The organism is Salinicoccus sediminis (assembly GCF_000986795.1).
In the GTDB taxonomy this organism is placed as follows: Bacteria; Bacillota; Bacilli; order Staphylococcales; family Salinicoccaceae; genus Salinicoccus; species Salinicoccus sediminis.
Genome location: NZ_LAYZ01000025.1, coordinates 91,477 through 115,921, shown reverse-complemented (window position 1 = coordinate 115,921; position 24,445 = coordinate 91,477). Strand labels below are relative to the sequence as shown.

Sequence of the window (24,445 nt, the reverse complement as noted above, 5' to 3'; positions counted from 1 at the left end):
GTTTAATACATGAAACTGGGAGTTTTTAATCCATTGTTCCAAAACATGGAATTTCTGGAGATGCTGGATTATGTGAAGGCATCGGGGCTTGATGCAGTGGAAGTGGGGACAGGCGGCTACCCGGGCAGTGCCCACTGTAATGTGGACAAACTGCTCGGCTCCGAAGAGGCGCGCAGTGAATATTTATCCGAATTTGAAAAGCGGGGGCTTTCAATCAGTGGATTCAGCTGCCACGGCAACCCGATTTCGCCGGATGATGCATTCAGGAAAGAATCTGATGAAGTGCTCAGGAAGACGATTGAACTGGCTGCCATGATGGGCGTCCCGGTGGTCAATGCGTTCAGCGGTACACCGGCCGGAAACGAAACGGACACTTCAGTGAACTGGCCCGTGACCCCATGGCCACAAGAGTATTCCGAAATCAAGGAATGGCAGTGGGAGAACCGTCTCGTGCCATACTGGAAGGAAATTGCTGAACTGGCTGAAGCGCACGACGTGAAAATCGGACTGGAACTGCACGGCGGCTTCCTGGTGCATTCACCGCATACGATGCTTGAGCTCAGGAGAAGGACAAACACCTACATCGGAGCGAATCTCGATCCAAGTCACATGTGGTGGCAGGGGATCGACCCTGTGGTGGCCATCAAAATACTCGGCCGTGAGGGTGCAATCCATCATTTCCATGCCAAGGATACTTACATCGACCCGGAAAATCTGAATATGCACGGATATCTGGATATGAACCCGTATGGTAAGATTAAGGACAGGAGCTGGACATTCAGAAGTGTCGGCCTCGGCCACAGCATGGATGAATGGACAAACATGATGAGTGCGCTCAGGACGTACGGATACGACCATGTTGTCTCCATAGAACATGAAGACGGGCTGATGTCCATTGAAGAAGGATTTCAGACAGCGGTCCGGAACCTGCAGGGTGTAATCATAAAAGAAGAGCCGGCCGATATGTGGTGGGCTTAGAGGAGTGGTCTAATGGCTGAAATGAAACTCGATAGCATAAAGAAGACGTATGATAAGGGTCCAGCGGTCGTACACGACTTCAATCTGGAAATACATGACGGTGAATTCATCGTGCTCGTCGGGCCCTCGGGGTGCGGTAAATCCACGACTCTCCGCATGATTGCAGGACTCGAGGATATTACTGACGGCGATTTTTACATCGATGACAAACGGATGAACGATGTGGAGCCGAAAAACAGGGATATCGCAATGGTATTTCAGAACTATGCACTCTATCCGCATATGAGCGTGTACGATAATATGGCTTTCGGACTCAAACTCAGGAAGACACCGAAGCCGGAAATCAAAGAGCGGGTGGAGAAAGCGGCTGAAATCCTCGGTCTGACAGACTTTCTGGACAGGAAACCGAAAGCGCTGTCCGGCGGACAGCGGCAGCGTGTCGCGCTGGGACGTGCAATCGTCCGCGAAGCGAATGTCTTCCTGATGGATGAGCCGCTCTCCAACCTTGATGCCAAACTCAGGGTTCAGATGCGCGCGGAAATCACCAAGCTGCACAAACGTCTGAAAACGACGACGATCTATGTCACTCATGACCAGACGGAAGCCCTCACCATGGCGACCAGGATCGTCGTCATGAACCAGGGGGACATCATGCAGGTGGGCACGCCCAAGGAAGTTTATGATTTCCCGGAAAATGTATTTGTGGCACAGTTCATCGGCTCGCCGGCCATGAACATCTTTGACGCTGAAATCAAAGACGGGAAGCTTGTGATCGGAAATACGGAAATCACCATTCCGGAAGCGAAGCGCCGCATGCTCATCGATGAAGGATACGACAACAAAGCCTTGAAATTCGGCATCCGGCCGGAGGATATCAGGGAAGAGGCCGTGTTCGTGGAATCGGCACTCGCCTCTGCATTCAACGCAGAAGTCAAAGTGAGTGAACTGCTCGGTTCCGAAATCATGCTCTACTCCGAACTGGAAGACCAGGAGTTCATCTCCCGTGTCGATGCGAGGAACGAACTCCATCCGGGGGATGTTGTGAAATTCGCCTTCGATATGAATAAAGGCCATTTCTTCGATATGGATTCAGGCGGGCGCATCGTCACAAAAGAAGTACGTGAAAAAGAGCGGGATCAGATGGAAGATGCCGGGCCGGACGTTATAAAAGCATAGAGCAGGACAGCCCCTTCTGATTCGGAAGGGGCTGTTTTTCGCTTCAGTATATTTCGTGGAGCAGGCGTGTTATTATGATATAGTTAAAAAAAGAGGTGACTGGAATGGTGAAATTCGATCATATCATACACTATGTCAATCAGCTGGGGGAAGTGGAGGAGAACCCCGTTCTGCCCATCCACTCGGGCGGAAGGCACGAGCGCTTCGGTACTGCCAATCTCCTGTCATATTTTGATTACAGATATGTGGAATATCTGGCGATTGAAAATGAGGATGCATTCGGCAGGCACCTGGAAGAGGGACGGGAATCTTTTGCGGCTACGGTTGACGCGTTGGGTTACGAAGAAGGCTTTATCCGCTATGCTTTAAGCACGGATGACATCAAAGGTCTGGCCGAGCGTTTTCGGGCCCGCGGTTTCACCGTCCATGGCCCGGTCGAAATGGAGCGCATGACAGATGGGGAGACCATCAGCTGGAAACTGCTGTATGTTGGAAGCGGCGATGAAATATTCCCCTTCTTCATCCAGTGGGATGAGCCGGAACAGGATCGGATGAAGCGGATCGAAGCACTTCGCGGGAAGTTCCTCCATCCCGCCATCACCATACGGCAGGAAGTTGCGGATATCCATGTATGGGAGGCGTTCTATGATGTGCTCGGCATCTGGGAGGGGGAAATCGATTCCCATACACGTGTCGAACTTTCGCAGAACGAAAAACCGTCCATTACCCTGGAAGTGGGGATGGACGGCGAGGCTGCAATATATAAAGGGGCGATCTACAAGTTTATATAGACAATCAATCCGATGTGGATAAGGGCGATCAATGCAGTTATGATGCTCATTATGATCATCGGGCGGGTGCCCCGTACGAGAACATATGCGAGGCTCAGCATGAATGTGATGACGGCAAGAATAATCCGCACGCTCATCAGCGCAATCAGATCGCCGCTGGAATATGCACCCAGCTGGAAAATGCTGAAAATGTTTAAAGCTGCAAGAACAACCAGAATAATAAGTCTCATTCATCTGCCACCTTTCTTTCCAACCAATTATATCAGATATTACTGAAATGGAGATTACTATGCTTAAATTATTGAATATTATTAATAAAGAACACAACAGATTTGTCGAATCGCACCCTTTCGGCGATCTACTGCAACTGACGGATTGGGCACAGTCCAAGCGCCTGACCGGGTGGTACTCCAGACGGATCGCCGCGGGTGATGAGACGGGGGAGGTGCTCGGAACGGCGATGCTCCTGTTCAAGAAAGTTCCGAAGACCGGGAGTACACTGTGTTATATTTCCCGGGGGTTCGTCTGTGATTTCAACAACAGGCCGCTCGTTGAATTCATGCTGAAGGAATCTCTGAAGATTGCAGAGGATGAAAATGCCTATGCCATCAAGATAGATCCGGACCTGCCGCTTGACGAGCACCGCAATACCATAGAATTCCTGAAGTCGCTCGGCTTCCGCCACCGGGGTCTGAAGGATGGCATGAGCAAAGATAATATCCAGCCCCGCCAGACCATGGTGGCCGACATCGACAAAGACGATGAGGAGCTTCTGCAGAGTTTTGAACGCAATAACCGGACAAAAGTCCGCAACGCGGCCCGCCGGGGAACAGTGGTGTATAAGGCGGGCCGTGAAGAGCTCGGAACGTTTGTGGAACTGATGAAAGAAACGGGAGAGCGTGACGGTTTCCTGACGCGTGATATCACCTATTTTGAATCCATGTATGATCATCTGAACCCGAACGGCCATATGGAACTGTTCCTGGTTAAACTCATTCCCGAAGACGTATCCGTATCCCTTCAGGAGGACCTTGTGAAGGTGGAGAAGGATATTGAGAAAGCAGGCAGGAAAAAAGACAGCAGCAAAAAGGAGAACCAGCTGAAAGATCTGGGAAACCGCAGGGAGAAACTCTCAAAACAGCTCGTTGAAATCGAAGTGATCAAACAGGAGCATCCGGATGGTGTGATACTCTCCGGCGCACTGCTTGCACAGTCGGGGCACAAAGCCTACTATCTTTACGGGGCCTCATCCGACAGCTACAGGGAGTATCTGCCAAACCATAACATGCAATTTGCAATGATGAAATATGCACGTGATAACGGTGCGAAAACCTACGATTTCGGCGGAGTCAGCGTTTCCCCGCCGCAGGATTCCCCGCATTTTGGATTATGGCAGTTCAAGAAAGTATGGGGGACAAAAGTCAGTGAAAAGATCGGTGAATTCGACTATGTGATCAATCAGCCGCTGTATACACTGGCTGAAGTCGGAGTGCCGATGTTCCAGAAAGGGAAAGTCAAATTGAACCAGCTGATCAGAAACAGGAAGAGGAGCCGCTGAGAATTCAGCGGCTTTTTTTAATTTCTGCATAACATTCTTCTATAAGCAGCCTGTCAAAGTTCTATAACTGACAGCCTTGCCCCTCTGTTGGCAACATGATAGACTTGGTTTTAATTCATAGTATTAAACTATGTTTTTAAACGGAGGAGGGATTCAATGAAGAAATGGACATTTTTACTTTCGGTTCTCATGCTGATTCTTGCAGGCTGCAGCAACGGGGACGGTGCTTCTGCATCGGGGGGTGACAAAGTGATAAAAATCGGTTCGTCACCTGATGGTTATCCAACCTCTTACCAGCAGGACGGTGAGATGAAAGGGTTCAATGTGGACATTTACAACGCAATTTTTGACGAGCTCGGCTATGAAATAGAATGGGTGCTCACCGACTGGACCGGTGTACTTGCAAATTTGGATACCGGCAACGTGGACACGGCGAGCAATTTCGCACTGACGCCGGAACGCGGGGAAAAGTACATATTCACTGATCCTTATTACCATTCAAAAGCGGCAATCGCTGCTGCCCCCGGCAATGAAGAGATACAATCGGTCGAAGATATCGGAGGAAAGGATGTGGGAACGATACTCGGGACCAACTTCCAGAACGTGCTGGAGGACCAGTATCCGGAACACGGCGGCAATATTGTCGACTATGAAAATAACGAGGTGGTCTACAGGGATGTTGGGAGCGGCAAGCTGGATGCATATATCTACGGCCGCGAACAGCTGCTGGCGATGATCAATGACAAGGATATTCCGCTGAAGATTGCAGGGGAACCATTCGGCAGTCAGCCGGTCGGCCTTCCGTTCAAGGATACAAAAGAGAACAGGGCACTGATTGAAGATATAAATGAAGTGATCGGACAGCTGAAGCAGGACGGCACCCTGACCCGCATTTCAGAAGACTGGTACGGCGAGGACATCTTTACGGAAGACTGATAAAAAACTTTGAATAATATTTCAGGCGGCACCCATGGCTCGGAAAAGTCAGGGTGCCGTTTCTTCATTGTCGCGAAGTATGTCTTTTTTATAAGGGAAATCCCTAAGTATGGCATGAATATTCATAATTTTTGGAATATTAATAGACAAAGAATTTTCCTTCTGCTAATCTGAAATCAAGTTGGTTAGATTTTCCAATAGTAGACAGAAGGAGTGGATCCGATGAGAAAGAAAGTGCCGCCACTGCTGCAGAAGCTGCGATATTTAGGAAAAACACAACCTGAGACAGAACACAGTGAAAAATCACCGAAAAATCGCCAGCGGAATGAGGACTATTACCGTAGACGCTGGCAGCATGATAAAGTTGTCCGCACCACCCACGGCGTCAACTGTACCGGCTCATGCAGCTGGAAGGTGCACGTCAAGGACGGTATTATCGCCTGGGAAACACAGCAGACCGACTATCCTTCCACCGGCCCCGGTATGCCGGAATATGAACCCCGGGGCTGTCCGAGGGGAGCGAGTTTCTCATGGTACACCTACAGCCCGCACCGTGTACGGTTTCCATATATTAGAAGTGCCCTGCTCAGACTGTGGCGTGAAGCCATGGCAGAAAACGATGACCCGGTAGAAGCATGGGCATCCATCATCGAGCATGAGGAGTCGAGCCGGACCTATAAGTTGGCGAGGGGGAAAGGCGGCTTCGTCAGGACTACATGGGACGAAGTGGAAACGCTGATCTCCGCCCAGCTCATCTATACATTGAAAACGCACGGGCCGGACCGTATATTCGGATTTTCACCGATTCCTGCCATGTCGATGGTCAGCTATGCCGGCGGCTCGAGGTTCCTGAATCTGATCGGTGGCGTGCTGCTCAGCTTCTATGACTGGTATGCCGATCTGCCGCCGGCTTCCCCTCAGGTATGGGGGGAGCAGACCGATGTCCCGGAGAGCTCCGACTGGTATAACTCGAGCTATATGCTCGTCTGGGGATCCAACCTGCCCCAGACCCGTACGCCGGATTCACATTTCATGGTCGAGGCCCGCTACAAAGGCACCAAGGTGGTCGCTGTGGCGCCGGACCTCGCTGAATTCGTGAAATTTGCCGACAACTGGCTGCCGGTCAAGGCAGGGATGGATGGTGCCATCGCCATGGCAATGACCCATGTGATCCTTCAGGAATTCTATGTCGATCAGACGGTGCCGTATTTTGATGACTATGCAAAGACATACACGGATCTGCCGTATCTGATCAGGCTGAAGGAGACGAAGGACGGGTATAAGGCGGACCGCTTCCTGCGTGCAAAAGACCTCGGATATGACACTGAAAAGGCTGAGTGGAAAACTGTGGTCTACGATGAAGAGGGAGATTCATATGCTGTCCCGAACGGGTCGGTCGGCCACAGATGGGACGGCGGCTCGAACTGGAACATGCGCCGGACCGATACGGTCAATGATGTGGAAAGCATCTCCCCGGCACTTACGCTCCTGGGATCGGAAGACCGCATCGAACCTCTCAGCATTGCAGCATTCGAGGAGCCCGGCAATTACGTCTTTGAAAGGAATGTACCTGTCCGGGAGATAGAGACAGACGCAGGTCCTGTACTCGTCACCACGGTGTTCGACATCATGTGCGCCCAGACCGGCGTCAACCGCGGTATGGCCGGCGACACACCGACAACGTATGAAGATGACCGGCCCTACACGCCGGCCTGGCAGGAGAAATACACGAATGTGCAGCCTGCGCTGGTCGCCCAGATCGCAAGGGAATTTGCGCAGAATGCCATCGACAGCAAAGGCAGATCGATGATCATAATGGGTTCGGGCATCAACCATTGGTATCATTCGGACACGATCTACCGTGCCATCCTGAACCTTGTGCTCCTGACCGGTTCCCAGGGTGTGAACGGCGGGGGATGGGCCCACTATGTCGGCCAGGAGAAAGTGCGGCCGTATGAAGGCTGGCAGACCGTGGCCATGGCGAAAGACTGGGGCGGTGCCAACCGTCTGCAGAACGGGACTTCGTTCTTCTATTTTGCAACGGAACAGTGGAGGTATGAGGAGCAGAAGACAAGGGACATCGCTTCTCCGCTTGCCGAGGGGACGAAGTACGAGAACCTGGGAGATTATAATGTACTCGCAGCACGCCTGGGCTGGCTGCCCTCCTATCCGCAGTTCAACCGTAATGCTCTGGAGCTCGCTGCACCGGATCGGGAAAACGCAGAGAATGTACAGGGAGTGGTGGACTCGGTTGCAGACAGCAAAATGGATTTTGCGATTGAATCACCGAATGATCCGGTCAACTTCCCGAAAACCATGTTCGTCTGGCGGGCGAATCTGCTCGGAAGTTCCGCCAAAGGGCATGAATATTTCCTCAAGCACCTCCTTGGCACACACGGGCACAATCTCAGCGAGGAGAATGAAGATCTTGAGACGGTGGAGCTGAACAATGATATCCCTTCAGCCACGGGCAAGCTCGATCTTCTGATCAATTCCGATTTCCGCATGTCGGGCACCGGACTTTATTCCGATATCGTACTGCCGACGGCAACATGGTATGAAAAGGAGGACCTCAGCTCGACGGACATGCATCCTTTCGTGCATCCGTTCAACGCGGCGATTACGCCGCCCTGGGAAGCGCGTTCCGACTGGGATACGTTCAAGCGGCTCGCCAAACGCTTCTCGGAGATGGCGGGAGGGTATTTTCCGGAAACCGTCCATGACACGGTGACTGCACCGCTCATGCATGATTCTCCGGATGAAATAGCCCAGCCGTTCGGCCATGTCCCGGATTGGAAGGGGACGGACATCAAGCCGGTACCCGGCGTCAATTTCCCGAAAGTGAATATAGTCGAGCGGCAGTATTCAAAGGTTTATGACAAATTCATCACCCTCGGTCCGGGAGTGAAGAAAATCGGGTCCAAGGGCAATACGTGGGACGCCTCATCGGAATATGAAAGCCTGAGGGCACTGCTCGGACCGTCGCGTGCAGAAGGCATGCCGGATGAAATGCCGACGCTTTACGAAGGGGTGGATGCCGCGGAGGCGATGCTCGGACTGTCGAGTACGACCCGCGGGACACTGGCGGTCAAAGGATTCGAAGCGATGGAGCAGAAGACGGGGCAGAAACTGGTGGACCTTGCGGAGGACCGCAGGGAGGACTACTTCACTTTTGCTGATATCACCAACCGGCCGCAGCATGTCATCACTTCCCCCGCATTCAGCGGCATCGTCAAGGGCAACAGGAGATATTCTGCATTCACGACCAATGTTGAGCGGCTTGTACCGTGGCGGACGCTGACGGGGCGGCAGCATTTCTATCTCGACCATGAGACGATGCTGGAATTCGGCGAGGAGCTGCCGACATTCAAGCCGCCGCTCAAAAAGGCCACTTTCCATAACGGGGACAACCGTCCGGACAGTGACCAGCCGGAAATATCACTGAGATATCTGACGCCCCATTTCAAATGGTCGTTCCACAGCATGTTCGGTGATGCTCTGCCGATGCTGACACTGTTCCGGGGCGGCCCGCACGTCTGGATGAACAACAAAGATGCAGAGGAAGTGGGCATCAAGGATAACGACTGGCTGGAAATGTACAACCGCAACGGCGTTGTCGTCGCCAGGGCGGTGACGAGTCACCGGCTGCCGCGCGGTGTGGCATTCATGTATCACGTGCAGGACAGGCTCATCAATGTGCCGGGCTCCAAAATCACCAAAGACAGGGGCGGAACTTTCAACAGTCCGACCCGCATCCATATCAAACCGACCCAGATGATTGGCGGCTATGCCCAGTTGAGCTACGGTTTCAATTACTATGGTCCGACCGGGAACCAGCGGGATGAACAGGTTCAGATCCGCCGGATGGACCGGAAAGAGGTGGATTGGCTTGAAGATTAAAGCGCAGTTTGGAATGGTCATGAACCTGGATAAGTGTATCGGATGCCACACATGTTCAGTCACCTGCAACAATACGTGGACGAACCGCCCCGGTGCCGAATATATGTGGTGGAACAATGTAGAGACGAAGCCGGGTGTCGGCTACCCGAAGGAATGGGAGAACCAGGAGAAGAATAAGGGCGGCTGGGAGATGCGCGGCGGTGAACTCGCGTTGAAAGCGGGCGGTAAAGCGCATAAGCTGCTCAACATCTTCCACAACCCTGATCTTGTCGGCATAGACGATTACTATGAACCATGGACATACGACTACGAACATCTTGTGAACAGCCCCGAGAAGAAGCATCAGCCTGTGGCCCGGCCGGTATCCCAGCTGACCGGCGAATACATGGACATATTATGGGGGCCGAACTGGGAAGACGACCTGGCGGGCACCCATGAAACGGCCAGGAACGATGTCAATATGCACGGCATCGACGAAAAGGTACGGACGGAATTCGAAGATGCATTCATGATGTACCTGCCGAGGATATGCGAACACTGCATCAACCCTTCCTGCGTCTCCTCCTGTCCCTCGGGGGCGATGTACAAAAGGGAGGAGGACGGCATCGTGCTCGTCGATCAGGATGCGTGCAGGAGCTGGCGTTTCTGCATGTCCGGCTGTCCTTACAAGAAAGTGTACTTCAACTGGCAGACGAACAAGGCGGAGAAATGCACATTCTGCTTCCCTAAGATCGAAAACGGCGATCCGACGATCTGTTCTGAAACATGTGTCGGCAGGATCCGCTATATCGGCATTGTGCTGTATGATGCCGACCGTGTAAAAGAGGCGGCCTCCGTCGAGGATGACCAGGATCTCTATGAAGCGCAGCTCGATCTGATACTGGATCCGCATGACCCTGAAATCATCGAACAGGCAAAAAGGGACGGCATTCCCGAAGACTGGATCGAAGCGGCGCAGGAATCCCCGGTATATAAGATGGCAGTGGAGCAGAAGATTGCACTGCCGCTTCACCCGGAATATCGCACAATGCCGATGGTGTGGTATATTCCGCCGCTCAGTCCGATTGTTGACGCTTTCGACGGCCACCTTGATAACATATCATCCGATGTCGTCTTCCCGGCAATCGATCAGTTCCGTATTCCGATAGAATATTTGGCAAATCTGATGACAGCCGGTGACACTGAAGTCGTATCGACTGTACTGAAGCGTCTGGTCGCGATGCGATCCTATATGCGGAGCATCGATCTCGGCAAGGAGCCGGACACGACGCTGATCGACCGGCTGGGCATCTCGGAACAGATGGCGAGGGACATGTATGAGCTGTCTGCCATAGCCAAATACGGCGACCGCTACGTTATTCCGAAAGCGCACCGCGAGGAAGCGGAAAACATGTTTGCACAGCAGGGCCAGACCGGTTTTGATTTCCAGGCCGGCTGTGAATCCTGTGCAATGAACGGCGAGTGGAGAGATCCGTATGAATACAGTGAATCATACTTCAGTGATGTAGCAGGGGGGGCGCCGGATGGAAGAGCATAAAAGCATCTTGAAACTGTCGTCGATATTCCTTCAGTACCCGGACGATGAATGGTACCGCAACGGGGACATACATGACTTCATCCTCCAGCTCGGGAGCGCATCCGAACGTGAGCAGCTGCTGAATTTCTGGGATTACTCAGTATCACTTCCGTGGCTTGAGCTCGCGCAGAATTATGTGAAGCAGTTCGATTTCAGCAAAGACTGTTCCCTGTATCTCACCTACGGCATTTTCGGAGACAAACGCGAACGCGGACAGGGGTTCATCAAACTCAAGATGGAATATGCAAAGGCCGGCTACAGGATTACGGGTGATGAGCTGCCCGACTACCTGCCTTTGATACTTGAGGCCATGTCGGAAACGGATGACGCCTTCATCCATAAGCTCTACTTCATCCACAAGAAAGCGATGGACCAGCTGTATGATCAGCTGAGGGAGCAGAACTCCCCGTACGCCTACCTTTTGGCAGCCGTATTGGAAACACTCGATAAGACTGTGGCACGCCAGCAGGAAAAGGAACAGAAAACGGTGTAATTCTTTTCCCCGATACCTGCCGGCAGACTGGCAGTCACGGGCAATCTTCCGAAAGGAGATGAAGGAATTGGAGATAATCGATTTTTTGCTGTGGGCTGCATTCCCCTATATCGCCCTGACCATATTCATTGTCGGACACATCTACCGGTACAATAAGGATCAATTTGGCTGGTCTGCCCAATCGAGTCAGTTTCTGCAGAATGACAAGATGCTCAGATGGGGGAGCATCCTGTTCCATGTAGGGGTCATATTCGTGTTCTTCGGCCATGTCGCCGGTATCGTGGTACCGCAGACCGTCTATCCGATGATCGGGGTGACAGAGGAGATGTATCACTTCGGCGCCGTATGGTTCGGCGGTGCAGCCGGGCTGGTGATGGTGATCGGCGGGGCACTGCTGACCATCCGGCGGCTGGAGAGCAAACGGGTCCACAGGAAAGGGACCCGTAAAGATTTGTATGTACTTCTGTTGATCGGTGTCGTGACGGTGATCGGATTTACGAATACCGCCTGGTATACGGCGACAGGCGGGGATTTTGACTATCGTGATACCATCGGCCCGTGGTTCAGGGGCATCCTCACTTTCCGTCCGATGCCGGAAATGGTTGCGACGGCGCCATGGGGGTTCCAGGCGCATATACTGTCGGCTTTCGTATTGTTTGCAGTATGGCCATTCACGAGGCTGGTGCATGTATGGAGTCTGCCGCTTGAATACATTAGGAGAAGATATATCATCTACCGTGCCGCCAATCCGGCAAAATACAAAAGGGCGGCACAGATAGAAATGAGAAAAGGAAAGGATGTTGAATGATGTCAGGTCCCGCACTGCGGCAGTTGGCCGCCCACCGCTCCATCCATGAAGCGGCGCACGGCCAGGTCAAAGATATGACGGCTTCCCTCCGTCTCCTGTATGAAAAAGGAAGGGACAAGGAGGCGCGTGAAGCCGAAAAGGTGATATTGGAACACTGGCGTGATCATATCATCGCCCATGCAGATTCGGAAGAGGAAGGGCTCTATCTGGATGTCAGGAAAGAACGGCCCGGGCTCTCCGAGACGGTTACCCAGCTGATGAGAGACCACGATCTGCTGCGCAAAATCACCAGAGAGATCGAGAAGAACCTGGAGGCGGATGGCTCCTCTGATGACAGGCTGTCCATGTATGAAAGCCTGCTGGTGGTCAACTGGCACCACAGCCGTGATGAAGAGAAATATCTGCTCGGGGAATCATGATTGCCTGTGTAATAGAAAAGAGGGCCCGCCGAGCGGGCCCTCTCTTAAGTTCCATTATATATGAAGGAAGTAGGGTCTGGTGAAAACGATCAGCAGTATGAAGAGGAGAGAGGCAATCGAAAGGATGAACAGGGTGAGAGAGAGGCCGGAATGCACTCTGCGGTTCTCGTAGAGATTGGGTCCGGCTTTTACCGCCCGCCATCCTGTAACCAGGGAAATGACTCCCAGGACGGACCATACATATATGTTGAAGAATATTATGCCGTCGTTAATGATGTAATTGATGAAAAACATAAGCTGCATCAATATCAGCAGTATCAGTATGACCCGTCTCATGGAACACCTCCTATCCGTCCGGGTTATGCCGTGAACAGTACAATGATGTAGGCGGCAGCCAGCATGATTGTAAATGCATGGATCATGAACAGGCGGTCCGCGTCCCCTTTATATTGCTTGAAACCGGTAATTTCGACCGATATGAATACGCACAGCGCAAGTGCAAATGTCAGAATACTGCCGGGGCTGTCCATGTTGAGGGAAGTGACGGTCGCCAGAAGCAAAAAGGCAATGCCGGCGAGGGCCCTCAAAATGTCAAGCGTCCGGCTGCGCATGACCAGTATGGTCGCGGCACTGACGATAAGATACATCAGGAGCATCAGAATCGGCAGGATCATGCCATTCTCCTCCTTTTCCTATAGTATTGGAATATGAAGTATGTCGAGAAGATCGTGAGGGCAGCACCCACCCAGAACGGAAGGCCGGCTGTAATCACGAACAGGTAGTTGAATACGAGCGGACCGAAAATTCTGCCCAGACTGTCGAGTGAATATGTCGTTGAGGTCAGGCGCCCCATCTCATGCTGTCCCCCCTCTTTGGTGATCTGGGAAGTCAGCAGTGTCTTAACGAATGCATTACCCGACATCAACAGTACGATGCAGATTCCTGCATAGAGCAGGTTTGGCATGAAAGGCAGCATGACGAAAGCAACCAGCGCCATCGCCTGTCCAATGATCATGACCGGGTATTCCTGGCCGTCCTTCAGCCTCCCGATGATGCCGCCCTGCACCCCTGCATTGAAGATCCCTCCGATGAAGAATAAAATCCCCATCTGAGCCGGAGTGATGTCGATGCGCTCTATGCCGAGAAGCTGGAATGTACTCTCCATACCGCTCATCGTCAGCATTACAAAGAATGTGCAGATGAGAAGGATGCCGACCGGCTGGATGAAGTAATCGCCGGCAAGTGCGATCCGTTTTTTGGTGTAGGCGCCCGGCCGGTATGTCTCCTGCACTTTGAGGATGCTGAACAGAAGGGCGCCGATGATGACAACAGTCGTCATGTAGTAGGCAAAGCTAAGGCTGATGCCGGCCAGCAGCCCTCCGACGCCCGGCCCGAATATGAAGCCGAGCCCTATGCACATGCCGACAAGGCCCATGTATCTGGTGCGTTCCTCGCGTGTGGTAATGTCGGCAACCATGCTCGTGGTCGCTGTATAAAGCGCACCCGCAGCGGCCCCGCCTATCAGGCGGCTCACATACAGCACCCAAAGTACATCGATGAACATTCCGAAGATAAGAAAACTGAAACTGAAAGCGAGCAGTCCGTATAAAAGAAGCGGACGACGGCCGAAACGGTCGCTCAGCCTGCCGAAATAGGGGGCGGACAAAAAGCTTGCCAGTGAATAGACCGCAAGCAACCAGCCCATGTGTGTCGTGGATACGCCGAGATCCGTCACCAGCTGGGGGATGACAGGGATGATCATGCTGAATCCGAAATATATTAAAAACTGGATGATCATGATGAGCGAAATCATATTTTTCATGTCGCGCACTTCCTATACTTTATTTCTGGTTTCTGATGGCAGCTTTGGTTTCAGAGATCTCCCGCTCAATCCCGGCAAGACGCTCTTCCATTTTGGATGTATTGTTACCCGTGGATTCGAGCTTTTCCAAATCTCCCTGGATACGGACGTATTCATTCTTCAGTTCGAGAAGTTTATAATCTAAATCCATGAATATCACCACCTTGAATTATAGTTGTATCATATCACAATCATATTGATATGCATAAATGAGTCGTGACATTTTATTAACACAAATAAGAACCGGAATCAGGGTGTCCTGATTCCGGTCTGCTTTTATCATGCGATCATCAGTCGCTGTCATCATCGTCATCATCGTCGTTATCATCGTCGTTATCATAATCTGTGGCGGTGACTTCTCCCGATTCAGCATCGATTGTAATGTCGGCATCGCCATTATCTGTATTCATAAGTTCTATTTCATACTCCAGGGCGCCGTCGTCCCTGTCTAAGGACCAACCTTCAATCTCTCCGCTGCCTCCCGCTTCATCAATGGCTGTCTGCACTGCATCTTCAGCGGGGATGGCATCACCATACTCAAACTGGTCTTCTGAATCTTTATCATCATCCGTTTCGGTCTGTTCATTGATGACTGACAGGTCGTCGACTGAAAGCCTGGTTTCGTATTCTTCGCTGTCCTGTTCCATATCTACCTTATATACCCATCGGCCTTCGTCATGATCAAGTTCGACCTGGATGAGTTTGCCGTCATAATTCTCCATGGCGGCATCCACTGCCTCCCGGGCATCATGGTTGATGTCCTCCTGCGAAATCGTTTCGGAAGAGCTGCTGCCGGAACCATCCGACTGCCCGTCTGATGTATCGTTTCCGCCGCCTGCATCTTCATTGTTCTCTTCCATGTTTTCCATTCCTTCATCTGCAGAAGTGTCCTCTGCATCACCGTTTCCCTCCGGACCTTCTTCATCACCGCCGCAAGCAGCCATGATTAGGCCTGCTGAAAGCAGGATGCCTGCCAGTTTAAACCTATGCGACATCATTACCACCTCTTCACTGTATCGTTGGTTTCCAACTTCCCGTTATGGCATGATTTAAACCCTTCATGTGAAGCCGGGCACGTATTGCATTTTTCCTCTCAAAAGCGTAAACTGTTTGAGATATGATAGGTGAGGAAGGTGTCTAATTGAAACAGAATCTTGCAAAACGCTGGCTTTTTTATGTCGTTGGTCTGATCATTCTTGCCCTGGGCATCGCCCTTACGATCAAAGGGCGTCTTCTGGGGCTTGGTTCCTGGGATGTCCTCCACTACGGACTCTGGCAGACATTCGGTCTGACAATCGGTTCCTGGGCGATCATTACCGGTGCTGTGATCGTTCTGCTGACTGCCATCGGAATGCGGCGCTGGCCTAAAATCGGCGTCTATATAAATATGTTTGCAATCGGTGTATTCATAGATATATTCAACTGGCTGATCCCCGATGTGGAGGGCTGGTTCGCACACTCTCTGATTTTTGCACTCGGTCTCTTTGTCATGGCATTCGGCGTCGCGTTCTACATCACACCGAACCTCGGGGCGGGCCCGCGGGATACATTGATGCTTGTGCTGGTGGAAAAATTCAATATGAAGCTGTCGATGGCGCGCAATGTCATGGAACTTGGCGCAGCAGTTGCCGGTTTTCTGCTCGGCGGGCCGGTGTTCATCGGTACGGTGATCATCATCCTTGGTCTCGGCAGGCTGATAGAAGTATTCCTGCCGCTCACGCGGAAGCTCATGGTCCGGTTTCTCGGGGGAGAAGACCCTGACATCATTAAAGTTATCTAGCCGCTCAGTTATCCTAATGAAAGAATGGAGATATTCATGAAAAAATATTTTGATTTTGAAGGAAATGGAACGAGCTACCGCCGGGAGATCATCGGCGGTCTGACGACATTCCTGTCGATGGCATACATACTTGCAGTCAACCCGTCTGTCCTTTCCCTGCAGGGGGTGGAAGGCATACCTGATTCCATGAAGATGGATATGGGCGCCGTTTTCGTGGCTACTGCCCTTGCCGCGTTTATCGGCTGTATGATCATGGGACTGTATGCGAGATACCCGATTGCACTTGCCCCCGGCATGGGGCTCAATGCATTCTTCGCATTTACAGTCGTCCTCACAATGGGGATCCCGTGGCAGACGGCGCTCACAGGGGTTCTGTTCTCCGGTGTGATCTTTGCGATTCTGACTGTTACCGGCCTGCGGGAATATGTCATAAATTCCATACCGATGGAAATGAAAATGGCGGTCAGTGCCGGTATCGGTTTCTTCATTACATTCGTCGGTCTGCAGAGTGCCGGAATCATTACAATGGACGAAGCGACCCTGGTCGGACTGGGTGCCATCCATGACCCGAAAGTGCTGCTTGCCCTCGGCGGACTGGTGATTACAGTCATACTGATGGCAAGGAAAGTGCCGGCGGCGATATTCATCGGCATGATCATCACTGCTGTAATCGGTCTGTTCTTCGGCCTTGTTCCCATGCCTGAAGGCATTGTGGGTTCAGTCCCGAGCATCGAGCCGACTTTCGGCGTCGCGTTTGATGCATTCAAAGATCCGGCGGCGTTTTTCAATATGCAGTTCCTGATCGTCGTCCTGACATTCCTGTTCGTGGATTTCTTCGACACTGCCGGAACCCTGGTCGGTGTCGCGAGTCAGGCGAACATGATCAAGGATAATAAACTGCCGCGCGCAGACCGGGCGCTCCTTTCCGATTCCATTGCCACCATTACAGGATCGATATTCGGCACATCGACGACAACATCTTACGTAGAGTCCACAGCAGGTGTCGCGGCCGGAGCCCGGACAGGTTTCGCGAGCGTCGTCACCGGGACGCTGTTTCTGCTCGCGATCTTCGTATCCCCGCTGATTGTGACGTTTACGTCAGAAGTGACTGCCCCGGCGCTCATCATTGTCGGTGCCCTGATGGTGTCCAATCTGTCCAAAGTCAGATGGGACCAGTTCGAAGTGGCTGTGCCCGCTTTCCTGACCATGTTCATGATGCCGTTGACATACAGCATCGCTACAGGGATCGCCATCGGTTTCGTCTTCTACCCGATCACCATGATCATGGCGGGCAGAAGAAAAGAGATACACCCGATGATGTATGCACTGTTCGTGATATTCGTCCTGTACTTCGTCTTCATTACGGAATAGCGAAATTGATATTGTAATATGTAACTGTATATTGTATAATGGACCAGGTTAAGGGAAATCCATGTAAAAAGGTGAAGAAATCTTGTGTTTACTGTTGATTTTTTCACCTTTTTCATGTATTATATCTAACGTTGGACTTAAATGAGGGACATATGTGTCCTCATGTTAAAAACACGCCATTCTACATAGATGGCAGGGTTTTTAGTATCGAAGAAGCGAGAGGTTACTGACACGCCCGGCCGCTTTGCCATGGCTTGCGTGTAAAGAGAATTTTCGTGGAGAAAGTCTATCAATCAATGATGACGACCAGAAGGAGGTAAAATAATGGCAAAACAAAAAATTCGTATTCGTTTGAAAGCTTACGATCACAGAGTACTTGATCAGTCAGCGGAGAAAATTGTAGAAACAGCTAAACGTTCAGGTGCGGACGTATCAGGTCCAATCCCGTTGCCGACTGAGAAGACTGTTTACACAATCATCCGTGCGGTGCACAAATACAAAGACTCTCGCGAGCAGTTTGAGCAGCGTACACACAAACGTCTTATCGACATTCTCAACCCTACACCAAAAACAGTTGATGCTCTTATGGGACTCAACCTGCCATCAGGTGTGGACATCGAAATTAAACTATAATATAGCAGGAGGTGCGACTTTCGATGACCAAAGGAATCTTAGGTAAAAAAGTGGGTATGACTCAGGTTTTCGGTGAAAACGGCGAGCTCATCCCGGTAACAGTAGTAGAAGCAGCAGGCAACGTCGTGTTGCAGAAGAAAACGGAAGAAACTGATGGCTACAATGCAGTACAGATCGGTTTCGACGATAAACGTGAATTCTTTGAAGGCGCAAAATCAAAGAAATACGCAAACAAGGCTGAGACTGGACACGCCAAAGCGTCAGGTGCAGCCCCTAAGCGCTTCGTACGCGAATTCAAAAATCTCGCAGCAGATGAATTCGAAGTAGGTCAAGAAGTCACTGTAGATACATTTGAAGCAGGCGACTTTGTGGACGTAACAGCAACATCAAAAGGTAAAGGCTTCCAGGGTAACATCAAACGCCACAACCAAAGCCGCGGACCAATGAGCCACGGCTCCCGTTTCCACAGAGCTCCCGGTTCAATCGGGCAGATGAGTGATCCGGCCCGCGTTTTCAAAGGCAAAGACATGCCTGGACGCATGGGTGGAGAAACGGTTACACTTCAAAACCTTGAAATCGTCAAAGTGGATACTGAGCGCAACGTCCTACTCGTTAAAGGAAACGTGCCAGGTCCGCGTAAAGGATATCTCAAAATCGCAGCAGCATTTAAAAAAGGTGTTAAATAATAGATAAGGAAGGAGGATTTAACACATGGCAAGCTTAGATGTTTTATCAAAAGAAGGAACTAAAGTTAATTCTATAGACCTCAACCAGGAAATTTTCGGCATCGAACCCAACCAGCACGTCCTGTTCGAAGCTGTAAACCTACAACGCGCGTCACTCCGCCGCGGAACTCATTCAGTTAAGAACCGTGCGGCAGTACGTGGCGGCGGCAAAAAACCTTTCAGACAAAAAGGTACAGGCAACGCACGTCAGGGTACAATCCGTGCCCCTCACTACCGCGGCGGCGGAGTAGTATTCGGACCAACTCCAAGGAGCTACTCCTACAAAATGCCTAGGAAAATGCGCCGTCTGGCACTTCGTTCAGCGCTTTCCGCCAAAGTGAACGAGGAAGCATTCACAGTAGTTGAAGACTTCACTATGGATGCGCCAAAAACAAAAGATTTCCTTGCAATTCTGGAAAATCTTGAAGCGAGCAAAAAGGTACTGCTTGTACTCGGAAGCGAAGATGTGAATATCGAGCTTTCATCCCGTAACCTGCAGGGTGTCACTATCCTGACTCCTCAGCAGCTCAACGTACTCGACATCCTTTCTGCTGACCGTGTTATCTTCACTGAAGGTGCTATCAATAAAGCAGAGGAGGTGCTTCTGTAATGGATGCACGCGATATCATTCAACGCCCGGTAATCACTGAGCGTTCTGCTGATCTGATGTCTTCTGACAAGTACACTTTTGACGTAGATGTCAGAGCCAACAAGACACAGGTGAAATATGCAATTGAAGAAATTTTCGATGTCAAAGTCGAAAAAGTGAATATCATGAACTACAAGCCGAAGAAAAAACGCATGGGGCGTTACAGCGGCTACACTAAGAGAAGAAGAAAAGCAATCGTAACACTTAAAGAAGGCTCTATTGAAATCTTCTAATTAGAAGAGCCGATATACCATTAAGGAGGTAAAACGAGATGGCGATTAAAAAATATAAGCCGACCACGAACGCTCGTCGTAATATGACTGGTTCCGACTTTGCAGAAATTACATCCACAACGCCGGAACGTACATTATTACAGCCGCTTCCGAAAAAAGCGGGACGCAACAACCAGGGTAAAATGACAGTTCGTCATAAAGGTGGCGGACACAAGCGTCAATACAGAGTAATCGACTTCAAACGTATCAAAGACGGCGTGCCAGGCCGTATTGCAACAATAGAGTACGATCCGAACCGTTCAGCGAACATTGCACTTGTTGTATATGCAGACGGTGCGAAAAGCTACATCCTTGCACCTAAAGGCGTGAAGGTTGGACACGAAATCATGAGTGGCCCGGATGCGGATATCAAAACAGGTAACGCAATGGCACTCCAGGACATCCCTGTCGGTACTACTATCCATAATATCGAACTTAAACCGGGAAGAGGCGGCCAGCTTGTAAGGTCTGCCGGTGCGAACGCACAGGTTCTTGGTAAAGAAGGTAAATATGTACTTGTAAGACTCCGTTCAGGTGAGGTCCGCATGATCCTTGCGACTTGCCGTGCAACAATCGGTTCTGTCGGCAATGAACAGCACGAACTGATCAATGTCGGTAAAGCCGGCCGTTCCAGATGGAAGAGACAGCGTCCTACAGTCCGCGGTTCTGTAATGAACCCTAACGATCACCCACACGGTGGTGGTGAAGGCCGCGCTCCAATCGGACGTCCGTCACCAATGTCACCTTGGGGCAAACCGACTCTCGGCAAGAAAACCCGCAGAGGCAAAAACCGCTCTGATAAGCTGATTGTAAGAAAGCGTAAGAACAAGAAATAAAGTAACCATAGTGTGCGGATGACAAATCCGCACGCATTATTGGAAGGAGGCGCCTAAATGGCTCGCAGTCTTAAAAAAGGACCTTTCGTTGACGGACACCTCATGAAAAAGGTTGAAGCGAACAACGAAAGCAACAAAAAAAGTGTAATCAAAACATGGTCACGCCGTTCCACAATCTTCCCTAACTTCATCGGCCAGACAATCGCCGTATATGACGGACGCAAACATGTGCCGGTATATGTTACAGAAGACATGGTCGGACACAAGCTTGGAGAATTCGCTCCAACCAGAACGTACAGAGGTCATGGAAACGACGACAAGAAAACAAGAAGATAAGTTAAAGACGGTATAAAAGGAGGAACGAAAGATGCAAGCGAAAGCAGTTGCTAAAACAGTTAGAATTGCTCCACGCAAAGCGAGAATGGTACTTGACCTTATCCGCGGCAAAGAAGTTGGAGAAGCAATCGCAATTCTTAACCTGACTAATAAAAGAACTTCGCCGGTAGTTGAGAAAGTGCTCAAATCAGCCGTAGCGAACGCTGAACATAACTATGACATGGATATCGACAGCCTTGTAGTATCTGAAGCATACGCTGACGAAGGTCCGACATTGAAACGTTTCCGTCCACGTGCACAAGGACGCGCAACAAAAATCAACAAGCGTACAAGCCACATTACAGTTGTAGTTTCTGAAGCTGTCTCAGAAGAAGTAGAAGAAACTGAAGAAAACAAAGTGGAAGAAAACGCATAAAACCACAAGGAGGGAATTAATTTGGGTCAGAAGATAAATCCTATTGGACTTCGTACAGGTGTCATCCGTGACTGGGAAGCAAAATGGTATGCAGACAAAGACTTTGCAGATCTTTTGCACGAAGACCTTAAAATCCGTGAATATATCGAAAACAACCTTAAAGACGCAGCAGTTTCCAAAGTGGAAATTGAACGCGCTGCTAACCGTGTGAACATCGCGCTTCATACAGGCAAACCGGGCATGGTAATTGGTAAAGGTGGTAGCGAGATCGACAAGCTCCGAACTGCTCTTAACAAACTTACCGGCAAAAAAGTACACATAAATGTAATCGAAGTTAAAAAAGTGGATATGGATGCTAAATTGGTGGCAGAAAGTATCGCACGTCAGCTTGAAAACCGCGTATCCTTCCGCAGAGCTCAAAAACAGGCACTTGGAAGAGCGATCAAAGCTGGAGCAAAAGGTATCAAAACACAGGTTTCTGGTCGTCTTGGCGGCGCAGACATCGCACGTTCTGAAGGTTACAGTGAAGGAACAGTTCCACTGCATACACTTCGTGCTGACATTGATTATGCACATGAAGAAGCAGATACGACATACGGCAAACTCGGTGTCAAAGTATGGATCTACCGTGGAGAAGTTCTTCCTGTTAAGACTGACAACAAGTAAAGGAGGAAATTGACAAATGCTATTACCAAAAAGAGTAAAATACCGTCGTCAACACCGTCCGGACACAAAAGGACGCGCTAAAGGCGGAACTGAAGTATCATTCGGTGAATACGGACTGCAGGCTACAACAACATCATGGATCACTTCAAGACAGATTGAAGCAGCGCGTATCGCTATGACCCGTTATATGAAACGTGGCGGTAAAGTGTGGATTAACATCTTCCCGCACACTCCATATACCAAAAAACCGTTGGAAGTACGTATGGGTTCAGGTAAAGGTGCAGTGGAAGGCTGGATTGCAGTAGTAAAACCTGGCCGTGTCATGTTCGAAGTTGCAGGTGTAGAAGAAGATGTAGCTAAAGAGGCGCTTCGCCTTGCTGCTCACAAACTGCCTGTGAAAACAAAAATCGTAAGACGTGAAGAATTAGGTGGTGATACGAATGAAAGCTAAAGAAATCCGTGATCTGACAACTTCCGAAATCGAAACAAACGTTAAAGAACTGAAGGAAGAACTCTTCAACCTACGCTTTCAGCTAGCAACAGGCCAGCTAGAGAACACTGCTCGTATCAAAGAGGTTAGAAAAACTATCGCAAGAATGAAAACAACTATCCGCGAGAGAGAGCTCAGCGAAGCTAAAGCAAACCAGTAATCTATAAGGGAGGTTTACACAGTGGAAGGTAAAAACGAACGCAAGACTTACCGCGGCCGTGTTGTATCCGACAAGATGGACAAAACAATTACGGTAGTGGTAGAGACTCAAAAAAGACACCCTATCATTGGAAAACGTGTTAAATATTCTAAAAAATATAAAACTCATGATGAAAACAACTCAGCGAAAATGGGCGACATCGTAAGAATCGAAGAGACACGTCCGTTGTCCAAGACTAAACGTTTCCGTCTCTTGGAAATCGTTGAAGAATCAGTCATCATCTAAACAATCGAAGGTAAAGGAGGTCCATTCGCATGATTCAACAGGAATCCCGCTTGAAAGTGGCAGATAACTCAGGTGCACGTGAAGTGCTCACTATCAAAGTTCTGGGTGGTACAGGCCGTAAAACAGCGAATATCGGTGATGTAATCGTTGCTACTGTAAAAAATGCAACGCCAGGTGGCGTTGTTAAAAAAGGTGAAGTAGTCAGAGCTGTAATCGTAAGAACTAAATCGGGCGTACGCCGTGAAGATGGTTCATACATCAAGTTTGACGAAAACGCATGTGTAATCATCCGCGATGATAAAGGTCCAAGAGGTACACGTATCTTCGGTCCAGTGGCGCGTGAACTCCGTGAAGGCAACTTCATGAAGATCGTTTCACTTGCACCTGAAGTACTATAATCCACATTTAAATAAGGAGGTGCGATTCCCATGCACGTAAGAACTGGAGACAAAGTCGTTGTAATCAGCGGTAAAGATAAAGGTAAAGAAGGCACAGTCCTCAAAGCAATCCCTGCAAAAGACCGTGTGGTTGTTGAAAATGTCAACATGATCAAGAAACACCTGAAGCCTTCCCAGATGAACCCTGAAGGCGGCATCCTCGAAACAGAGGCGGCAATCCATGTATCCAACGTAATGCACGTTGATCCTGAAACAGGCGAACGCACTCGTATCCGTCATGAATTCAAGGAAGACGGAACCAAAGTGAGAATAGCTGTAAAGTCCGGAAAAGAGATCCCGGCTGTAAAATACGAAAAGAACTAATCAGTTAATGGAAGGAGGTCCATCCAATGGCACGTTTGAAAGACCGTTACAATGAACAAATCAAAAGCGAACTTGTTAATAAATTCAATTATACATCTGTGATGCAGACACCGAAAATCGAGAAGATTGTTGTGAACATGGGTGTTGGTGATGCAGTTCAAAACGCAAAAGTACTGGATACTGCAGTTGAAGAACTTGAAGCAATCACTGGTCAGAAACCGGTAATCACAAAAGCTAAAAAATCCATCGCTACATTCAGGTTGCGTGAAGGAATGCCTATCGGAGCGAAAGTCACACTCCGCGGTGAAAGAATGTACGATTTCCTGGATAAACTGATCTCAGTATCCCTCCCGCGCGTAAGAGACTTCAGAGGTATTTCGAAGAAAGCTTTCGACGGACGCGGTAACTACACACTCGGTGTAAAAGAGCAATTGATCTTCCCTGAAATCGACTACGATAAAGTATCCAAAGTCAGAGGTATGGATATCGTCATCGTTACAACAGCGAACACAGACGAAGAAGCTCGTGAACTGCTTACCCAGTTCGGAATGCCATTTCAAAAGTAAGTTA

Annotated in this window: 32 protein-coding genes; 26 read left to right on the top strand and 6 right to left on the bottom strand. The window is 50.1% G+C overall.

Features of this window, described 5'->3' with window-relative positions:
• The first annotated feature begins 9 nt into the window (after positions 1-9).
• From WN59_RS11910 to WN59_RS11900, 3 genes are all read left to right on the top strand, one after another.
• The gene (locus tag WN59_RS11910) at positions 10-978 is read left to right on the top strand and encodes a sugar phosphate isomerase/epimerase family protein (RefSeq protein WP_046517617.1); all 969 of its coding nucleotides are present in this window, start codon (positions 10-12) and stop codon (positions 976-978) included.
• Between the two features lie 12 nt (positions 979-990).
• Positions 991-2,154 carry an ABC transporter ATP-binding protein gene (locus WN59_RS11905; protein ID WP_046517615.1) on the top strand — a complete coding sequence of 388 codons (1,164 nt, stop codon included), beginning with the start codon at positions 991-993 and terminating at the stop codon, positions 2,152-2,154.
• A 104-nt stretch (positions 2,155-2,258) separates the two neighbouring features.
• The gene (locus WN59_RS11900) at positions 2,259-2,945 is read left to right on the top strand and encodes a VOC family protein (protein WP_046517613.1); all 687 of its coding nucleotides are present in this window, start codon (positions 2,259-2,261) and stop codon (positions 2,943-2,945) included.
• Here WN59_RS11900 and WN59_RS11895 read toward each other — a convergent pair.
• Positions 2,930-3,175, bottom strand: coding sequence for a hypothetical protein (locus tag WN59_RS11895; RefSeq protein WP_046517610.1), 246 nt, complete (start codon positions 3,173-3,175; stop codon positions 2,930-2,932). The genes WN59_RS11900 and WN59_RS11895 overlap by 16 nt on opposite strands.
• Before the next feature lie 59 nt (positions 3,176-3,234).
• On the opposite strand from WN59_RS11895, the gene WN59_RS11890 reads away from it, so the two are divergent.
• From WN59_RS11890 to WN59_RS11860, 7 genes are all read left to right on the top strand, one after another.
• Entirely contained in the window at positions 3,235-4,503 is a 1,269-nt protein-coding gene (locus WN59_RS11890; RefSeq protein ID WP_046517608.1) for a lipid II:glycine glycyltransferase FemX, read from the top strand.
• Positions 4,504-4,659: 156 nt separating this feature from the next.
• Positions 4,660-5,439 carry a transporter substrate-binding domain-containing protein gene (locus WN59_RS11885; protein WP_046517604.1) on the top strand — a complete coding sequence of 260 codons (780 nt, stop codon included), beginning with the start codon at positions 4,660-4,662 and terminating at the stop codon, positions 5,437-5,439.
• 222 nt (positions 5,440-5,661) lie between these two features.
• Positions 5,662-9,339 carry a nitrate reductase subunit alpha gene (locus tag WN59_RS11880; RefSeq protein ID WP_046517602.1) on the top strand — a complete coding sequence of 1,226 codons (3,678 nt, stop codon included), beginning with the start codon at positions 5,662-5,664 and terminating at the stop codon, positions 9,337-9,339.
• Positions 9,329-10,876 carry a nitrate reductase subunit beta gene (gene narH / locus WN59_RS11875; RefSeq protein WP_046517599.1) on the top strand — a complete coding sequence of 516 codons (1,548 nt, stop codon included), beginning with the start codon at positions 9,329-9,331 and terminating at the stop codon, positions 10,874-10,876. Before WN59_RS11880 ends, narH begins: the two co-directional genes overlap by 11 nt.
• Positions 10,863-11,408, top strand: a complete 546-nt coding sequence (gene narJ / locus WN59_RS11870) for a nitrate reductase molybdenum cofactor assembly chaperone (RefSeq protein WP_046517597.1) — start codon at positions 10,863-10,865, stop codon at positions 11,406-11,408. Before narH ends, narJ begins: the two co-directional genes overlap by 14 nt.
• Before the next feature lie 67 nt (positions 11,409-11,475).
• Positions 11,476-12,216 (top strand): respiratory nitrate reductase subunit gamma, encoded by a 741-nt coding sequence (narI, locus tag WN59_RS11865; RefSeq protein ID WP_082099295.1) that lies wholly within the window; start codon positions 11,476-11,478, stop codon positions 12,214-12,216.
• The gene (locus WN59_RS11860; protein WP_046517595.1) at positions 12,216-12,635 is read left to right on the top strand and encodes a hemerythrin domain-containing protein; all 420 of its coding nucleotides are present in this window, start codon (positions 12,216-12,218) and stop codon (positions 12,633-12,635) included. Before narI ends, WN59_RS11860 begins: the two co-directional genes overlap by 1 nt.
• A 54-nt stretch (positions 12,636-12,689) precedes the next feature.
• Here the strand turns inward: WN59_RS11860 and WN59_RS11855 are convergent, their stop codons facing one another.
• The 5 genes from WN59_RS11855 to WN59_RS11840 all read right to left on the bottom strand — a co-directional run bounded on the left by WN59_RS11855 (position 12,690) and on the right by WN59_RS11840 (position 15,491).
• The gene (locus WN59_RS11855) at positions 12,690-12,971 is read right to left on the bottom strand and encodes a hypothetical protein (protein ID WP_046517592.1); all 282 of its coding nucleotides are present in this window, start codon (positions 12,969-12,971) and stop codon (positions 12,690-12,692) included.
• A 23-nt stretch (positions 12,972-12,994) separates the two neighbouring features.
• On the bottom strand, positions 12,995-13,309 hold the full coding sequence (gene mspA / locus WN59_RS11850) for a membrane stabilizing protein MspA (protein WP_046517590.1): 315 nt from the start codon (positions 13,307-13,309) through the stop codon (positions 12,995-12,997).
• Positions 13,306-14,457: an MFS transporter gene (locus WN59_RS11845; protein ID WP_046517588.1), complete on the bottom strand. Its 1,152-nt coding sequence runs from the start codon at positions 14,455-14,457 to the stop codon at positions 13,306-13,308. Before WN59_RS11845 ends, mspA begins: the two co-directional genes overlap by 4 nt.
• Positions 14,458-14,476: 19 nt before the next feature.
• On the bottom strand, positions 14,477-14,647 hold the full coding sequence (locus tag WN59_RS13770) for an SE1832 family protein (protein ID WP_197073420.1): 171 nt from the start codon (positions 14,645-14,647) through the stop codon (positions 14,477-14,479).
• Between the two features lie 139 nt (positions 14,648-14,786).
• A complete protein-coding gene (locus tag WN59_RS11840; RefSeq protein ID WP_046517584.1) occupies positions 14,787-15,491 on the bottom strand; it encodes a PepSY domain-containing protein in 705 nt (234 codons plus the stop codon).
• Positions 15,492-15,637: 146 nt separating this feature from the next.
• Here WN59_RS11840 and WN59_RS11835 point away from each other — a divergent pair, with 146 nt between their 5' ends.
• From WN59_RS11835 to rplE, 16 genes are all read left to right on the top strand, one after another.
• On the top strand, positions 15,638-16,276 hold the full coding sequence (locus WN59_RS11835) for a YczE/YyaS/YitT family protein (protein ID WP_046517581.1): 639 nt from the start codon (positions 15,638-15,640) through the stop codon (positions 16,274-16,276).
• Positions 16,277-16,312: 36 nt separating this feature from the next.
• The gene (locus WN59_RS11830) at positions 16,313-17,647 is read left to right on the top strand and encodes an NCS2 family permease (protein ID WP_046517579.1); all 1,335 of its coding nucleotides are present in this window, start codon (positions 16,313-16,315) and stop codon (positions 17,645-17,647) included.
• A 324-nt stretch (positions 17,648-17,971) separates the two neighbouring features.
• Positions 17,972-18,280, top strand: a complete 309-nt coding sequence (gene rpsJ, locus WN59_RS11825) for a 30S ribosomal protein S10 (RefSeq protein WP_017547645.1) — start codon at positions 17,972-17,974, stop codon at positions 18,278-18,280.
• A 23-nt stretch (positions 18,281-18,303) separates the two neighbouring features.
• Complete coding sequence (gene rplC, locus WN59_RS11820) at positions 18,304-18,966, top strand: 50S ribosomal protein L3 (protein WP_046517576.1); 663 nt, start codon at positions 18,304-18,306, stop codon at positions 18,964-18,966.
• Between the two features lie 25 nt (positions 18,967-18,991).
• Complete coding sequence (gene rplD / locus WN59_RS11815; protein ID WP_046517574.1) at positions 18,992-19,615, top strand: 50S ribosomal protein L4; 624 nt, start codon at positions 18,992-18,994, stop codon at positions 19,613-19,615.
• Positions 19,615-19,887 (top strand): 50S ribosomal protein L23, encoded by a 273-nt coding sequence (gene rplW, locus WN59_RS11810; RefSeq protein ID WP_017547648.1) that lies wholly within the window; start codon positions 19,615-19,617, stop codon positions 19,885-19,887. The genes rplD and rplW overlap by 1 nt, the downstream gene beginning before the upstream one ends.
• Before the next feature lie 38 nt (positions 19,888-19,925).
• On the top strand, positions 19,926-20,762 hold the full coding sequence (rplB, locus tag WN59_RS11805) for a 50S ribosomal protein L2 (RefSeq protein ID WP_046517571.1): 837 nt from the start codon (positions 19,926-19,928) through the stop codon (positions 20,760-20,762).
• A gap of 57 nt (positions 20,763-20,819) precedes the next feature.
• Positions 20,820-21,098: a 30S ribosomal protein S19 gene (gene rpsS / locus WN59_RS11800; RefSeq protein WP_017547650.1), complete on the top strand. Its 279-nt coding sequence runs from the start codon at positions 20,820-20,822 to the stop codon at positions 21,096-21,098.
• Positions 21,099-21,129: 31 nt separating this feature from the next.
• Positions 21,130-21,513, top strand: a complete 384-nt coding sequence (rplV, locus tag WN59_RS11795) for a 50S ribosomal protein L22 (protein WP_046517568.1) — start codon at positions 21,130-21,132, stop codon at positions 21,511-21,513.
• A 21-nt stretch (positions 21,514-21,534) separates the two neighbouring features.
• Positions 21,535-22,179 carry a 30S ribosomal protein S3 gene (rpsC, locus tag WN59_RS11790; RefSeq protein WP_017547652.1) on the top strand — a complete coding sequence of 215 codons (645 nt, stop codon included), beginning with the start codon at positions 21,535-21,537 and terminating at the stop codon, positions 22,177-22,179.
• 16 nt (positions 22,180-22,195) lie between these two features.
• Positions 22,196-22,630, top strand: a complete 435-nt coding sequence (gene rplP, locus WN59_RS11785) for a 50S ribosomal protein L16 (RefSeq protein ID WP_017547653.1) — start codon at positions 22,196-22,198, stop codon at positions 22,628-22,630.
• Positions 22,620-22,829, top strand: a complete 210-nt coding sequence (gene rpmC / locus WN59_RS11780) for a 50S ribosomal protein L29 (protein WP_017547654.1) — start codon at positions 22,620-22,622, stop codon at positions 22,827-22,829. The genes rplP and rpmC overlap by 11 nt, the downstream gene beginning before the upstream one ends.
• A gap of 21 nt (positions 22,830-22,850) precedes the next feature.
• Complete coding sequence (gene rpsQ / locus WN59_RS11775; RefSeq protein ID WP_082099291.1) at positions 22,851-23,114, top strand: 30S ribosomal protein S17; 264 nt, start codon at positions 22,851-22,853, stop codon at positions 23,112-23,114.
• A gap of 29 nt (positions 23,115-23,143) precedes the next feature.
• Positions 23,144-23,512 carry a 50S ribosomal protein L14 gene (rplN, locus tag WN59_RS11770; protein WP_017547656.1) on the top strand — a complete coding sequence of 123 codons (369 nt, stop codon included), beginning with the start codon at positions 23,144-23,146 and terminating at the stop codon, positions 23,510-23,512.
• Positions 23,513-23,542: 30 nt separating this feature from the next.
• Entirely contained in the window at positions 23,543-23,875 is a 333-nt protein-coding gene (gene rplX / locus WN59_RS11765; RefSeq protein WP_046517564.1) for a 50S ribosomal protein L24, read from the top strand.
• A 26-nt stretch (positions 23,876-23,901) separates the two neighbouring features.
• On the top strand, positions 23,902-24,441 hold the full coding sequence (gene rplE, locus WN59_RS11760) for a 50S ribosomal protein L5 (protein WP_017547658.1): 540 nt from the start codon (positions 23,902-23,904) through the stop codon (positions 24,439-24,441).
• Positions 24,442-24,445 lie beyond the last annotated feature (4 nt).